The organism is Streptomyces platensis (genome assembly GCF_008704855.1).
Taxonomy (GTDB): domain Bacteria; phylum Actinomycetota; class Actinomycetes; order Streptomycetales; family Streptomycetaceae; genus Streptomyces; species Streptomyces platensis.
Genome location: NZ_CP023691.1, coordinates 852,744 through 866,800 on the forward strand (window position 1 = coordinate 852,744; position 14,057 = coordinate 866,800).

Below are 14,057 nucleotides of genomic sequence, written 5' to 3' on the forward strand. Positions count from 1 at the left end.
GTGTCACCCGCCGTCGGCGGGCAGCGGCTCCCGGTGGTCGAAGGCGATCAGCGGATCCCCGGTGAGCGGATGCTCGGTCACCGCGGCGCGCACCCCGAAGACCTCGGCCAGCAGCTGCGGCGTCAGCACCGCACGGGGCGTTCCGGACGCCACCACCCGTCCGGCGTGCAGCACATGCAGCCGGTCGCACAGGGACGCCGCCGCGTTCAGATCGTGCAGCGAGATGAGCGTGGTACGGCGCTGAGCGCGCAGCAGCGCGAGCAGCTCCACCTGGTGGCGTACATCGAGGTGATTGGTGGGCTCGTCCAGCACCAGCACCTCCGGGTCCTGGGCGAACGCCCGTGCCAGGAGCGCCCGTTGACGTTCCCCGCCCGACAGGGTGGAGAAGCGGCGGGCGCCCTGTCCGGCCATGCCGACGGCGGCCAGCGCGCGGGCCACGGTCTCCCGGTCGGCCCGGTCGTCGCCCGCGAAGGCCCGCTTGTAGGGCGTACGGCCCATGGTCACCACTTCGCGGACGGTCAGCTCGAAGTCGCTGCCGCGTTCCTGGGGCAGCGCGGCGACCTGCCGGGCGGTCCGGCCCGGGGAGAGCGTGCGGAGGTCGGTCCCGGCGAGCAGTACCCGTCCTGCGGTGGGCCGCAGATGCCGGTAGACGGTGCGCAGCACGGTGGACTTGCCGCTGCCGTTGGGCCCGACCAGCCCGGCGATCTCACCGGCCGCCGCCATCAGCTGCACTCCGGCGACGACATCCCGTCCCGCGTAGCCGACGTGCAGTTCCTCGATCTCGACGTTCATCGCCCCTCCTCCAGCCGCCGGTCCAGGATGAACAGCAGCGCGGGCGCGCCGATCATCGCGGTGACCACACCGATCGGCAGTTCCTGGGTGTCCATGGCCGTACGGCAGACGAGGTCCACCACCACCAGCAGCAGCGAACCGGTCAGCGCGGACAGCGGCAGCAGCCGGCGGTGGTCGCCGCCGAGGAGCAGCCGGCACAGATGCGGGACCATCAGGCCCACGAAGCCGATGGCACCGGAGACCGCGACCAGGACTCCGGTCAGCAGTCCGGCCACCACGAACAGCTCGCGGCGCAGCCGGGTGACGTCCACGCCCACCCCGGCCGCGGTCTCGTCGCCCATGATCAGCGCGTTCATGGCACGGGCCCGCGCCTGGAGGGCCAGCAGTCCGGCGGCGACTGCGAGGGCCGGCAGCCCCAACACCTCCCAGGTGGCCCCGCTCAGGCTGCCCATCAGCCAGAACAGCACGCTGCGGGTCTGCTGTTCATCCCCGGCCTGTAGTACGAGGTAGCTGGTGAAGCCGGACAGGAACTGCCCGACGCCCACACCGGCCAGCACCAGCCGCAGCGGGGAGAATCCCCCGCCGCGCCGGGCCATCCACCACACCAGCGCGAATGAGCCGAGCGCCCCGGCGAACGCGGCCCCCGAGAGCCCCAGCCCCAGGCTCCCGCCGGCCGTGACGCCCAGCACGATGGCGGTGACCGCGCCCAGCGACGCGCCGTTGGAGATCCCCAGCAGATACGGGTCCGCCAGCGGGTTGCGCACCAGTGCCTGGGTCGCGGTCCCCACCAGGCCGAGTCCTGCCCCCACGAGCGCCGCCAACAGGGCGCGGGGCACGCGCAGTTGCCACACGATCAGGTCGTCGGTGCCGGGCCGGGGCGGCGCGCCGCCGAGCCGCCGGAACACCACCGACCAGACATGTCCGGGCGCGATATCGGTGGCGCCCAGCGAGACCGCCGCGGTCAGGGCCGCCACCAGCGCGACCCCCAGCCCCAGGGCGAGCAGCCCGGCACGCGGCGTCCACCGCCCGGACTGCTCGGCCCCTTCCTCGCCTACGCGCGGATCGGTGACCGTCGCGGCCACTACCGCGCCGCCTTGAAACGCTCGGGGTGGATCGTGTGCGCGATCTCCTCGACGGCGTCCGCGGTGCCGACCCCGGCGACCGTCGTCCGCTCCGAGCCGATCCGCACGAACTTCTCCTTACGCACCGCCGCGAGCCCCTTGGTGGCGGGGAAGCTCTTCAGGAACGCCGCGGCCTCGTCGAACGCCTTGGCGTTGGCCTTCGCGTCGCCCCGGTTGCGGACCCCGAGCTGGATCCAGTCCGGGTTCTTGGCGACCACGTCCTCCCAGGACACCGGCTTGAAGTCGCCGTCACAGCCCTCGAAGACATTGCGCGCCCCGGCCTGGCCGATCACCGCGTTGGCCACCTGCTTGCGGCAGACCGCGACCGGCTGCTTGGTTCCGGCGTCGTAGTCGAAGAAGAAGTACGTCGGCCGTTTGCCGGCCGGGATGTCGCCGACCGCCCGGCGTACCTTGCCGACCTTCGCCCGCATCCCCGCGACGAGGGCGTCCGCCCGCTCGGCGGTGCCGGTCACCGCGCCCAGCCGCTTGATGTCCCCCTCCACACCGGACAGATCGCGCTGCGGCTTCTCGGCCATCGGCGCACACGCGGTGGACGCCAGGTAGAGGTGCTTTATGCCGGCCGCCTTGAACTCCTCCGCGGTCGGCGCGTCACCGGCCTTGCCCATGATCTTCATCGCCGCGAAGGAGTCGATGTACAGATCGGCGCCCGAGCCGAGCAGCTTCTCCTTGGGGATCACGGACTTCGACAGCACCGGCACCTTGCGGGCCCCGGCATCCAGCCCACCGGGCAACGTGCCCTTGCCGGGCGGGAAACCGGTCCCGATGACCCGGTCACCGGCGCCCAGCCGCAGCAGCATCTCCAGCGCGGCGGCATTGCTGGTGACGATCTTGCGCGGCGCGGCGGAGAAGGTGGTGGTGGCCCCCTGGCAGTCGGCGACCCGTACGGGAAAACCCGCCCCGCCGTGTCCCGGCGCCCCCTGGTCCGCACCCGGCCCGCCCCCCGCTCCGCCGCCGCACCCGGTGGCGGCCACCGCGACAACTACCGCGACACCGCACAACTTCCAAGGACGCATCGTGCTTCTCCCCTATGCCTCACCAGCCGGTACACCGGCCGCATCACCGGCCGCCCACGGCGCCCGGCGGACCGCAGACGCGACCCGGCACAGGTAGTCGGCCGGGCAGCGGGGGCGGTTCCGGGAGGGGGTGTCCTTTTCGGCGGGAGGAAGCGCCCTACCCACTCCGGCAGCCGTCACCTGCCCCCGGCATCCCTCACCGCGCCCATCGCGGCGTCCATACCCCCTCCGCGCGGTCGGCGGGCCGTGTGGAGCCGAGGTAGGTGCGCAGGGTGGTGAGGGCGGGGTGGGGGTTGTCGGTGCGCCGGATCAGGGAGTGGGGGTAGACCGGTGTCGGGTGGTGTACGGGCACGCGGCGCAAGTCCTGGTCGGCGGGCCAGACGAGGCGGGTGTCCGCGCCGACGAAGGTGGCCAGTGAGGCGGAGTCGGCGATCGTGTCGAGGAGTGGTTCGGTGCCGAAGTCGGGGCCGGTCACCTCGATGGTGAGGCCGAACTCGGTGGCGAGGTCCTCGTAGTAGGCGGCCCATTCCGTACCGGCGACGATGCCGGGCATCCAGATCCGGTGTCCGGCGAGCTGCGCGGGGGTGACCGTGCGGGCGGTGGCGAACGGATGGGCCGGTCCGGTGAGCAGCTGGATGGGCTCGTCGAAGACCCAGGCGGCCTCGACGCCGTCGGGGAGTTGGCGCGCGGGCAGGGTGACCGCGCGGAAGGACGCGTCGATGGTGCCCGAGCGGACCGCGGCGATGGCCGCGTCGGCGTCGAAGAGCGTCACCACGTCGAGTTCGGTGTCGGGATACGCGCGGTGGAAGTCGCGCAGCAGACCCGCCGGGCAGAGCCGCCGGCCGATCACATCGACGCGCAGCGCGCGGCTGCCGGGCCGGACCGAGGCGGCTGCCCGCTCCGCGGCACGGATCAGCTCACGGGCGTGGGGCAGGAACGCCTGCCCGTCGATGGTGAGCCGGGCGCCGCGCGCGGTGCGGGTGAACAGCCGCACACCGAGGTCCTTCTCCAGCGCGGCGATGCGCTTGGAGACGGCCTGCTGGGTGATCGAGAGGGTGGTGGCGGCGTCCTGGAATTGCCCCGCGTCGGCGACGGCGACGACGGTGCGTACGGCGGTGAGATCCACGCCCGGCAGTGTAGTTACACAACGTGTGGTTGTGGCCTGCCGGGTGGTTCGGTTGTTTGATCGGGGGCTTGCTGCTGGCTTTGATGGACCCGGTCAACGTGGAGTTGTCGGGACGGGGGATCGAGGGGCGTGGTGGGCGTGCGGGGCAGGCGGTCGCTGGGGCGGCAGTTCGGGTGGCTGTGGGCGGCGTACGGGGTCAGTGCGTTCGGTACCCGGCTCGCGTTCGACGCGTTTCCCTTGATCGCGGTTCTGGTGCTGCACACCGGGTCGGCGGCGGTGTCGCTGCTGGCCGCCGCGGGGCTGGCGGTGGGAGCGGCGGTGGCGGTGCCGCTCGGCCCGTGGGTGGAGTTCCGCCGCAAGCGGCCGGTGATGATCGCGATGGATCTGGCGCGGTGCGCGGCACTGCTGACCGTCCCCGTCGCGTACGCCCTCGGTCTGCTCAGCTTCGTCCAGCTCCTGGTCGTGTCGGTCGTCGTCGCCGCGGCGGACATCACCTTCAACGCGGCCGGCGGCGCCTGCCTCAAGGCGCTGGTGCGGCCGGCGGACCTGCTCGTCGCGAACTCCCGGTTCGAGTCCACGAACTGGACCGCCACCGTGCTCGGCCCGCCGCTCGGCGGGGCCGCGATCGGGCTGTTCGGTCCGGTGCTGACCGTGCTGGCCGATGCGGTCAGCTATCTGCTCTCCGCCGTGGGAATCCGCGCGATCGGCGGCAAGGAGCCGCGGCCCGTACGCACCGGTGCACCACGGCTCCGGGCCGGGGACCTGCTCGAAGGGTGGCGGTACCTGCTGACCCACCCGGTGCTGCGCCCGCTGTTCTTCAACACGATTCTGGTCAACGGCCTGATCATGGCGACGTCGCCACTGCTGGCCGTCCTTCTGCTCGGGCGGCTCGGGTTCGCGCCCTGGCAGTACGGTCTCGCCTTCGCGGTGCCCTGCGTCGGCGGGCTGATCGGCGCACGACTGGCCCCCCGGCTCGTCGCGCGGTTCGGGCAGCACAAGGTCCTGTACACCGCGGGGACGCTGCGGGCGTGCTGGTCGCTCGGGCTGGTCCTCGTCCGCCCCGGCACCGCCGGGCTGGTACTCGTCATGATCGTCGAGCTGGGGCTGATCACCTGCATGGGCGTCTTCACCCCGGTGTTCGCCACCTACCGGCTCGACCGAACGCCGCCGGACCGGATCACCCGCACCCTGTCCGCATGGTCGGTCACCAGCAAGGCCACCACCGCGGCCCTGACCGGCCTGTGGGGCGTGCTGGCCGCCCTCACCGGCCCCCGCACCGCGATCGCGGTCGCCGGTCTCCTCCTGCTGGTGAGCCCGCTCCTGCTCCCCCGGCACGCGCACGCGCCGCGGCACGAGCGGGAAGTGGCCGGAAGTCACCTCTGACACGGCCCGGTCGCCCTCTGGGGCGTCGTATGCGGCCAACAGGCGGTGTGGTGCCGGGCTCTCCCCTGTGGAGCCCGGCACCACCGCCGGGAAGGGCGGCAGTTGCGAGGTGCGGAAGATATGTGAGCGGCCCCCTGCGCAACGTGCCCGCCGGTCGTTCAGCGGCATCGCCTTGGTGAGGATCCTTCAACCAAACCCACGTTGTCAACAATCGTTTAACTCAAGAGTGCTGGTGACGACTTCACGGGCCGTCGAAAGATGCCCCTTGACACAATTGTTGTGCCCTTCATGGCGTACGGTGCTGGCTACCGCTAACCTCGGAGCGGCTGCGCGCGTGCCGCCGTCCCGTCTGTCCACCGACCAGGAGACCGCCCATCGCCATGGATGCCTCAGACATGCACCCGGCGGATGGTCTTCAAGCCGTCGTCGCAGCGATCGACGAGCTTCTCCGGGACCTGGACCTCGGGCGCGACGTCATCGACATCGATCACCTCTCGCACCGGACCGGCCTCCCGGTCCCCCGCGTACAGGCGTTGCTCGATGACAGTGGCGAGGAATCCGAGCAGATGCAGGACTCCTTCCAGGACCGCCTCGTCTTCCTGCGGGAGACCCGCCGCAAGCCCGACGGGAAGATGTACACCCTCGACGAGATCGGTGCGGGAGCCGGCATCTCCCACGGCCAGGTCGGCTACCTCCTGAACGGGAAGCGGAAGAGCCCCGGGCTGGATGTCACCCGGAAACTGGAGAAGTTCTTCGAGGTCGAGCCGGGCTTCTTCACCGCCACCGAACGTCAGGCGCTGTACCGGGCACTCCAGTCGACGCATGAGCAGCTGACCCATCTCGCACTGCTCAGGGGCAAGGGCATCAACCGGCTGGCGATGCGCAGCGGCACCAGCGGCGACAGCAGGATCGACCGGGAACTCCGGCACGCGCTGTCCGAAGTTCTGAGCCGGCCCGAGGGCGAGGATCCTGAGGTACGGGAGCTCACGGACCGTATGCGCTCGCTGCCCTCCAAGAGCAGAAGACGGGTCTTCCCCCTGATCCAGGGGCTGTTGGGCCTGGCCCGGCCCGAGCACGAGGAGCGTCCGTCCCCCGACCGGCCCGCCGGCTGAACGGGACCGGACGTCGCCGGTCCGCCCGGCCCGCCCGGTCCGACTCCAGGATCAGGCCGTCTTACCTGCCGTCGGCTCGCTACCGCTGACGGCCGGCTTCGTGTCACGGCCGCGACGGGCCGCCGCGTACTCCCGGGCGAGAATCCGCAGGGCCGCCGCCACCTGCGGCCGGGCGGAACCATCGAGCAGCGCGGTCCCCTTCCGCGCCGCGGCGCGCAGGGTGAGGCCTTGAATGCTGACGAGAGCCCGGACGAACGGCCGGTTGCGGGCGGGCACCAGATCCACCAGCCCGTACGACGCCGACAGGCCCGAGCGGATCTGCCGGACCTGGTCAGCGAGCAGCGGGCGCAACCCGTCAACGGCGGCGCCGTCCTTGCCGGTCGGGCCGGTACCGGTCAGTCCGTCGCGGGTCAGGCCGTGGCGGGTGAGGAGCTCTTCGGGGATGCCGAGGCGTCCGTCGGCCAGGTCCTCGGCGAGGTCGTTGAGGAAGTCCAGCCGCTGGCTCGCCTCGATGAAGGTCCGGCAGCCGGCGACGTACGCGGCGGTGGGCGCTCCGTCGCCCAGCAGGCAGGCGATGAGCAGGAAGGCGGGCAGCGAATAGCCGTCGATGTAGTGCTGGAAGTCGCGTTCCGTGGCGAAGCCCGCCGTCTTCACCTCCAGCGGCGCCCCGGCGAGGAAGTCTTCGACGTACTGCCGGAGTTGCGGCTGCCTGGCGAGGGTGTCGAGGAGCGTCCGCAGCACGGGCTGGTCGGCTTCGCCGCTCTTGAGCGCGGCCTGCACCCGGCTCTCCCAGTCGGCGAGCGCGGCGATGCGCTCCTCGGCCGGTCCCTGGTCGATGAGGTTGTCGCTGTGGTGCATGAACGCGGTCGCGGCGAGGACGTCGGGCACCAGCTGCGCGGGAAGGAGCAACCGCACGGCGGTGTACTCGGCGCGGGCGTAGTGCGCCACCAGCTGACGCTGTTCGCTGTAGTCACGACGCAGTGCGGGATCGGTGATCCCTGCCTGGTCGAGCGTCTTCGGCCATGTGGCCATCGTCAGCGCCCCTTTCCTCGAGTGCGGAATCACCTTAGGTGATCGCGGCCGAGAGGACCGGTCCGTCCCGGCACCCCCTGGCCGGTACGGGAGCGGGCCAGTTCTGCCGTGGCGGACTACTGCCCTTCGGGCACCTCGGTGGCGGACCGCTGTACGCGCACGACCTGGAGCGCCGTGGTGACCAGCGGGGCGGTGAGCGCCTGGGCGACGCGCAGCAGCCGCTGGCGTTCGTCGGAGGCCGGGGTGTCCTCGCCGGGCAGTGCCACCTGCGGTCCCTCAGGCGGCTGCGGATGGCCGGAATGCCCCTGTGCCGCCGCCTCCAGCCGGGCGGCCTGGAGGCGCTGGGCCGCGTCCCGCAGGGCGGCGGCGGTGGCCGCCGCCTGGAGTTCCTGTTCCGAGAGCGGCCGGGCGTCGGCGGTGCCACGGGATGCCTCCTGCGCGGCGTGGACGGCGGCCGCGGGCAGGGGCGACACCCAGGGACGCAGCGCGCGCATCCCGTCGAGGATCTCGATCACCCGGCGGTGCAGGTTGAATCCCACGTTCCATGCCAGGCGATGGCTCCGTGCGCTGTCCACGCTGAAGGCGAGGTCCTCGTCGACGCCTTCGACGACGAGGTCCCACAACGGCTGGAGGGCCTTGATGTCCCGGCGTTCGCGCAGCCACGCGCCCACCGCGGCTCCGGAGAGGCCGTAGCTGGTGATCAGGGCGCCGATCGAGCCGAAGGTGGAGCCGAGCACCCCCACGGCATCCAGGGCGTGGTTGCCGAGGGCGGCCAGCACGATGGCCGGGACGGAGCAGACCACATAGCCGAAGACGAACAGCATCGCGGTGCCGAAGGAGCGCAGCGCGCGCCGGAACCGGGGGTCCGCCGGGTTCAGCTTGCGGCACCGCCGGTAGGTGTTGAGGGTTCCGCAGGCCAAGGTGGCGAGGAAGACCGCCAGGAAGACCTGGATCAGCGGGTCACCCGCGAAGTCGGTGTTGAACTTGAGCGGATCCATCGGCCCGGACAGATCGGCCGAGCAGAACGCGACGACCATGACGGCCGGGGCCGCGAGATACACCGCCGACCACACCGTGACCCGGCGGCGCAGCACCGCCGGGCTCTGCCGCAACCGGGGATCCCACAGCATCGTGAGCAGGTGGAGGAGGGAGAAGCAGCTCAGGATGCCGATGTAGACGGGGAGGGTGGCGAAGCTGGGGACGCCGGTGAGGTCCCCCAGCATCCGGTACCCCGCGGGTGCGGCCATCGCGAACACCAGGCCGGACGCCACGAAGTTCACCGTGATCAAGGACAGCGTCGGGGTGGGATCGCGCAGCAGTGCCAGGCACTTCCACCCGGCGATCACGAAGTCGATGACCGCGATGATCAGGTAGACGACGTTCGAGACGCCCTCAGACACCGGACCTCCTATGAGAGAGCGCCGAGGAGAGGAACCCGTTGGTGCGCTGATCGCGCCGCAGTTCCAGATGGCGCTGGAGCATCACGGTGGCGAAGGCCTCTGCCCGCCGCTCATGAGCGCTGTCGTAGTGCGAGCGGTTGAGGACCTTCAGCACCGGACCCGTCCTCAGTCCGGGAAGGAGCTGCCGCACGGTCTCCTCGGTCATGAGCTGGCCGACGGAGCCGTCCTCGGCCGGGTGCTCCTCCCACAGGTGGAACAGCTCGTGCAGGCTGACGTGCAGACGGGTCAGTTCGTTCGCGGTGGAATCCACCACGATGAAGTCACGGTCCTTGCCCCGGGCGCAGAACCCGGACACCTGCTGCGGGAGCGGCACTTCGGTGATCGTGATCGGCTTGTTGCGCCGTACGGCCACCGCGTCGACCAGTCCCTGCATGTCCCGTACGCCGGACAGCCCGAGGTCGCGATGGACGAGCCGGGTGACGGACCAGGTCGCGAAGAAGACCGCCAACTGCTCCCGGAGCGAGGTCCACGGGGAGCTGGGCGGCCGGTGGCGGGTGGGCTGCGGCGCTTTCGCCTGCCGCGCGGGACCATGACGACGGGGCCACCACATGAACGGATACTCCTACAGCTGTTGCTGCGCTCGGGGTGAGGACGGAAGGGTACGCGACCCGGGACGACTGCGATCCCGGTGGGTAAGGGTTGTCGGCTACGGCCGCACGGAACCTTCCTCCCGGGACGAGGGGCGGAGGAAGCCCTGCGCAAGCCAAAAGTTACCCGGTGCTCCGGCCGGGAGCGACACGCCCTGGTGCGGTGACCGCAACGGACACAGCGATGAGTTTTCGTGGCCCGGAGAGTCTCCCCACCGTTATCGTCCACCGTTTTCGACAGCACAGGAGGAACACGTGGCCCAGCTCTTGAGAGTCCAGAACTTCAGCATCTCGAGTGACGGAATCGGTGCCGGTGAGGACCAGAGCCTGGAGAGACCGTTCGGCCATGTCGCTCCCGAGCAGCTGTTCGCCTGGGCGGGCGCCACGGCGAGCTGGCCCATGCGCACCGACCCCGGGGGCAGCCGCGGCCTCGACGACTACTTCACCCGGGACTACGCACGCAACATCGGCGCCGAGATCATGGGCCGCAACAAGTTCGGGCCGCAGCGCGGGCCCTGGCACGACGATGAGTGGCGCGGCTGGTGGGGGGACGAGCCCCCGTTCCACACCCCGGTGTTCGTGCTGACCCACCACGAGCGTCCTTCGTTCACGCTCTCCGACACCACGTTCCACTTCGTCGGCGGCGACCCGGCCGCCGTCCTCGAACAGGCACGGGAGGCCGCGCACGGCAAGGACGTGCGACTCGGTGGCGGGGTCACCACCATCCGGCAGTTCCTCGACGCCGACCTCGTCGACACCCTGCACGTGGCGGTCTCGCCGGTGACGCTGGGGTCCGGACTGCGGCTCTGGGACTCGCCCGAGGAGCTGCTCGACCGATTCCACCTGGAGGTCGTGCCCAGCCCGAGCGGCAGCGTCACCCACCACCTGTTCTGGCGAAAGTGAGACAAGGGCCCCCAGGGCGCGTCCGTACGGCCGATGCGGGCGCCTAGGGCGAGCGCGTAGGTGCGCGGCCCTCAGGGGTCGAGGCCGCTGCCCTGGGGGCCGTACAGATCGAGCAGCCGGGTGCGGGTGCCGTGCAGCCGGTCGGCCACTGTCTTGGCCACATAGCGGTACATCGCCCGACCGAGGACGGGGTCCGCTTCGCACAGCTCGCGGATCGCCCTGGCGTCGAACTCCACGGCGTCCACCGGGCCGACGGTCTCCGCTCCCAGGTGCCACAGATAGGGCGGGAACATCCAGGACCAGCCGAGCAGTTCGCCACGGCCGAGGGTTTCCACGACCGCGGCCCGGCGCCCGGGGACGTGCTGGTCGAGCACCACCTGTCCACTGCGGATGATCCAGAACCGGTCCGCCCGCCGGCCCTCCTCGAAGAGCCGGGTGGCGCGCGGCAGCGACACCTCGACGGCGAGATCGGTCAGCTGCCGTCGCCGGTCGGGCGGCACATCGTCGAGCATATTTTCGATCATGGTCATGCGTCCTCCGCTCGCTGCCTGCACGATATGCGGAGCTTTGCGGGGATCGGGGGAACGGCTCGGCCCGCCGGGCATCGGCGGGCCGCAACCGGGCCCCGGTCAGGTCAGCTGACGCCGCACCAGATCGTGCAGCCGGCCACCGGTGTCGGCGAGCAGGTCGGCCGGGGCCCCCTGCTCGACGATCCGGCCCTCCGCCATCACGATCACACGGTCGGCGTCCATGACCGTGGACAGCCGGTGGGCGATCACCAGCCGGCTGGCGCTGAGCTTGCGGGTGCTGTCGCTGACGATGCGCTGCGTCTCGTTGTCCAGGGCGCTGGTGGCCTCGTCGAAGAACAGGATCCGCGGGCGGCGGACCAGCGCCTGGGCGATCATCAGGCGCTGCCGCTGGCCGCCGGAGATCGCGCCACCGCCGGAGATCATGGTGTGCAGGCCCATCGGCATCCGCTTGATGTCCTCGGCCAGACCCGCCATCTCGGCGGCCGCCCAGGCCTCTTCCTGAGTGAAGGCCTCGGCGCCGCAGATGCAGTCCAGGATCGATCCGGTGAGCGGCTGGGCGTTCTGGAGCACGACCCCGCACTGCCGGCGCACCGCAGCCTGGTCCAGCGCGGCCAGGTCCTGGCCGTCGTAGAGCACACTGCCCGAGGACGGCTTGTCGAAGCCGATGAGGAGCCGCAGCAGGGTGGACTTGCCGCAGCCGCTCGGGCCGACGACGGCCACGAACTCGCCCGGCTGGACCCGCAGCGAGACATCGTCGAGGACGAGCGGGCCGTCGTCGGTGTAGCGGAACGAGAGCTTCTTGGCCTCGATGCCGCCGGACAGGGTGCCGGGCTGGGCGCTGGCCCCGCGGACTTCCGGCTTCTCGTCCAGCACCGGCTTGATCTGCTCGAACATCGGCATCGCGGCGGCGGCCGAGATGAACGCGCCGGTGATCTGGGTGACCGCGGTCAGCAGCATGGTCACCGAGGTGTTGAAGGTGAGGAACGAGGCGGCCGACATGGTGCCGCGGGCCGGGCCGGCCAGCAGTATGAAGAGGGTGAGTGAGCAGACCGGCAGATAGACCGCGTTGAGGACGGTGGTCAGATTCTTGATCCGGCCGGCCTTCTGCTGGAGTTCCCGGGAGCGGGCGAACTCGCGGGCCCAGGCCGCGTACGCGAAGCTCTCGGCCGCGGCGACCCGCAGTTTGGGCAGCCCGCGCAGAGTCTGGAACGCCTGGTTGTTGAGCTTGTTGCCGAGCTTGACCAGCCGCCGCTGCCAGCGCAGCTCCCACAGGCCCATGGCGAGGAACACCGCACCGATGACGATCAGCATGGCGACCGCCGCCAGCGCCAGCGGCACGCTGTAGACGAGCAGCAGCACCAGGTTCATCGCGCCGATCGTGGTGGACTGCACGGCCACCGGGCCGAGTCCGGACAGCACCCGGCGGATGGCGCTGATGCCCATCGCGGCGCTGGCCAGCTCGCCGGTGGAGCGTTCGGTGAAGAACTTCGTCGGCAGCCGCAGCAGCCGGTCCCACACGGCCGGCTGGAGCGTGCTCTCGATCCGGCCCTCCATCCGCAGGACGGTGAGGTTCTGCAGCAGCATGAAAGCGGCGGAGACCACGCTGGTGATCATGACGGCCAGGGAGACCTGCACGATCAGGCTCTTGTCGGCGCTCGGTACGTACTCCCCGAGCACCTTGCCGGTCGCGATCGGGACGAGGGCGCCGAGGCCGACGGTCACCAGTCCGCTGAGGGCCAGATTACGGACGTCCGTCCGGGTCCCGCGCAGGCTGAAGAGCATCAGCCGCCACAGGCTCATGGGCCGTTCCGGCAGCGGGCGGTAGAACATGACGGCGCGCGGTTCGAGTTCGTCGGCGTTGTCCTTGCCGAGGCGCATCCGCAGGCCGGAGACCGGGTTGACCGCCTCGTACCGGCCGCGGCGCCACAGCAGCGCCACCGGCGCACCGGACTTGGCGCGATGGCCCACCAGGGGCCCGGTGTTGGTCCGCCACCAGGGCCCCTGGAGCCGGACCGCGCGGGTCCGGATCCGCGAGCTGACCGCGATCCGTTCGACCGGGGTGATCCGGTCGTTGACGGCACCGCCCTTCGGTGGCTCGGTGAGCGTGATACCCGCCGCCTCGGCGACCCTGCGGCAGACCGCGAAGGTGGTGTCGTCGCTGGTCCGGTCCGTCGTGGTACTGCCCCGCCCGGCCCGGCCGATGGATGCCACCAGCGCCTGGTCGGCGCGCTCGCGGACGGTTTCGCCCGCCTTGATGCCGGCCGCCGTACGGTCCTCGTGGGCGCGCTCCAGCTGCTCGATCCAGCGGTCGACGGCGGACAGCAGCCGGTACTGCTGATTGACCATCTGCTGCCACAGCTCGGGGTCCACCAGCAGATCGCCGGCCGCCTCCGCGCTGTAGGAGGCGCCGTACTGCACGGTGCCGGGCGGGACCGGCATCCACAGGATGTCGTCGTCGGCCACCGCCTCGTCGCCGGGGCGGCCGTCGAGCGGTGCCTCGAAGAGCACGCCCAGGCTGCGGGCGGTGCCCAGCGCGAAGGCGTGCTCCAGCGCGGAGGGCGCCTCGCCCTGGCCGCCGTACGCGGGGTCGGCGTAGCCCTGCGCGCCGTATTGCGGAAAGGCCCCGGTGTCGCCGTACTCCCCGTACTCGTAGCGGGGCAGTTCGCGCAGCGGGATACGGCGCAGCAGGCAGTCCTGGGAGGGCCGGCCGAGCAGGGTGTGCTGCGGGCCCGCGACCGGGCCGAGCAGCAGGGTGCCCGCTTCGAGGCGGCCGAGGAAGTGCCAGTGCCCTTCCTGGGCGGCATCGACCGCGAAGAGATCCAGCGAGCCGCCCGTGACGAGCCACAGCACATGCGGGCCCTCCAGGGGAACGCTGCGCAGTCCGGCGCAGTCGACCGGTGTGCCGAGGCCGCCCAGCGCATAGGTGACGGCATCGGTGTCGCCCGGTCCCACGACCGCGGACGGGGGTACGGACACG

The 14,057-nt window shown here is 71.3% G+C and carries 12 protein-coding genes; 3 read left to right on the forward strand and 9 right to left on the reverse strand.

Going from position 1 to position 14,057, the window contains the following annotated elements:
* Positions 1 to 3: 3 nt before the first annotated feature.
* The 4 genes from CP981_RS03710 to CP981_RS03725 all read right to left on the reverse strand — a co-directional run bounded on the left by CP981_RS03710 (position 4) and on the right by CP981_RS03725 (position 4,073).
* The gene (locus tag CP981_RS03710; RefSeq protein WP_085923617.1) at positions 4 to 792 is read right to left on the reverse strand and encodes an ABC transporter ATP-binding protein; all 789 of its coding nucleotides are present in this window, start codon (positions 790 to 792) and stop codon (positions 4 to 6) included.
* Positions 789 to 1,796: a FecCD family ABC transporter permease gene (locus tag CP981_RS03715; protein WP_244330001.1), complete on the reverse strand. Its 1,008-nt coding sequence runs from the start codon at positions 1,794 to 1,796 to the stop codon at positions 789 to 791. Before CP981_RS03715 ends, CP981_RS03710 begins: the two co-directional genes overlap by 4 nt.
* A 77-nt stretch (positions 1,797 to 1,873) precedes the next feature.
* Positions 1,874 to 2,947 (reverse strand): ABC transporter substrate-binding protein, encoded by a 1,074-nt coding sequence (locus CP981_RS03720; protein WP_085923619.1) that lies wholly within the window; start codon positions 2,945 to 2,947, stop codon positions 1,874 to 1,876.
* Positions 2,948 to 3,143: 196 nt separating this feature from the next.
* Positions 3,144 to 4,073 carry a LysR family transcriptional regulator gene (locus CP981_RS03725; RefSeq protein WP_085923620.1) on the reverse strand — a complete coding sequence of 310 codons (930 nt, stop codon included), beginning with the start codon at positions 4,071 to 4,073 and terminating at the stop codon, positions 3,144 to 3,146.
* Positions 4,074 to 4,211: 138 nt separating this feature from the next.
* Between CP981_RS03725 and CP981_RS03730 the strand changes: the two genes are divergently transcribed.
* Entirely contained in the window at positions 4,212 to 5,456 is a 1,245-nt protein-coding gene (locus CP981_RS03730; RefSeq protein WP_085923651.1) for an MFS transporter, read from the forward strand.
* Between the two features lie 380 nt (positions 5,457 to 5,836).
* Positions 5,837 to 6,568, forward strand: coding sequence for a helix-turn-helix domain-containing protein (locus CP981_RS03735; RefSeq protein ID WP_143658841.1), 732 nt, complete (start codon positions 5,837 to 5,839; stop codon positions 6,566 to 6,568).
* Positions 6,569 to 6,619: 51 nt separating this feature from the next.
* Here the strand turns inward: CP981_RS03735 and CP981_RS03740 are convergent, their stop codons facing one another.
* From CP981_RS03740 to CP981_RS03750, 3 genes are all read right to left on the reverse strand, one after another.
* Entirely contained in the window at positions 6,620 to 7,600 is a 981-nt protein-coding gene (locus CP981_RS03740; protein WP_085923622.1) for a phytoene/squalene synthase family protein, read from the reverse strand.
* Between the two features lie 116 nt (positions 7,601 to 7,716).
* Entirely contained in the window at positions 7,717 to 9,000 is a 1,284-nt protein-coding gene (locus CP981_RS03745) for an MAB_1171c family putative transporter (RefSeq protein ID WP_085923623.1), read from the reverse strand.
* The gene (locus CP981_RS03750; protein WP_143658842.1) at positions 8,993 to 9,610 is read right to left on the reverse strand and encodes a hypothetical protein; all 618 of its coding nucleotides are present in this window, start codon (positions 9,608 to 9,610) and stop codon (positions 8,993 to 8,995) included. Before CP981_RS03750 ends, CP981_RS03745 begins: the two co-directional genes overlap by 8 nt.
* A 292-nt stretch (positions 9,611 to 9,902) precedes the next feature.
* On the opposite strand from CP981_RS03750, the gene CP981_RS03755 reads away from it, so the two are divergent.
* Entirely contained in the window at positions 9,903 to 10,550 is a 648-nt protein-coding gene (locus tag CP981_RS03755) for a dihydrofolate reductase family protein (protein ID WP_085923625.1), read from the forward strand.
* 71 nt (positions 10,551 to 10,621) lie between these two features.
* Here CP981_RS03755 and CP981_RS03760 read toward each other — a convergent pair whose 3' ends face one another.
* On the reverse strand, positions 10,622 to 11,080 hold the full coding sequence (locus CP981_RS03760) for a cyclic nucleotide-binding domain-containing protein (protein ID WP_085923626.1): 459 nt from the start codon (positions 11,078 to 11,080) through the stop codon (positions 10,622 to 10,624).
* A gap of 99 nt (positions 11,081 to 11,179) precedes the next feature.
* Positions 11,180 to 14,056, reverse strand: coding sequence for an NHLP bacteriocin export ABC transporter permease/ATPase subunit (locus tag CP981_RS03765; RefSeq protein ID WP_085923627.1), 2,877 nt, complete (start codon positions 14,054 to 14,056; stop codon positions 11,180 to 11,182).
* Between the last annotated feature and the right edge of the window lies 1 nt (position 14,057).

Coding starts and splice junctions, on each gene's coding strand:
- CP981_RS03720 (WP_085923619.1), bottom strand. CDS start 2,947: ATGCGTCCTTGGAAGTTGTGCGGTGTCGCGGTAGTTGTCGCGGTGGCC.
- CP981_RS03710 (WP_085923617.1), bottom strand. CDS start 792: ATGAACGTCGAGATCGAGGAACTGCACGTCGGCTACGCGGGACGGGAT.
- CP981_RS03740 (WP_085923622.1), bottom strand. CDS start 7,600: ATGGCCACATGGCCGAAGACGCTCGACCAGGCAGGGATCACCGATCCC.
- CP981_RS03750 (WP_143658842.1), bottom strand. CDS start 9,610: ATGTGGTGGCCCCGTCGTCATGGTCCCGCGCGGCAGGCGAAAGCGCCG.
- CP981_RS03735 (WP_143658841.1), top strand. CDS start 5,837: ATGGATGCCTCAGACATGCACCCGGCGGATGGTCTTCAAGCCGTCGTC.
- CP981_RS03760 (WP_085923626.1), bottom strand. CDS start 11,080: ATGACCATGATCGAAAATATGCTCGACGATGTGCCGCCCGACCGGCGA.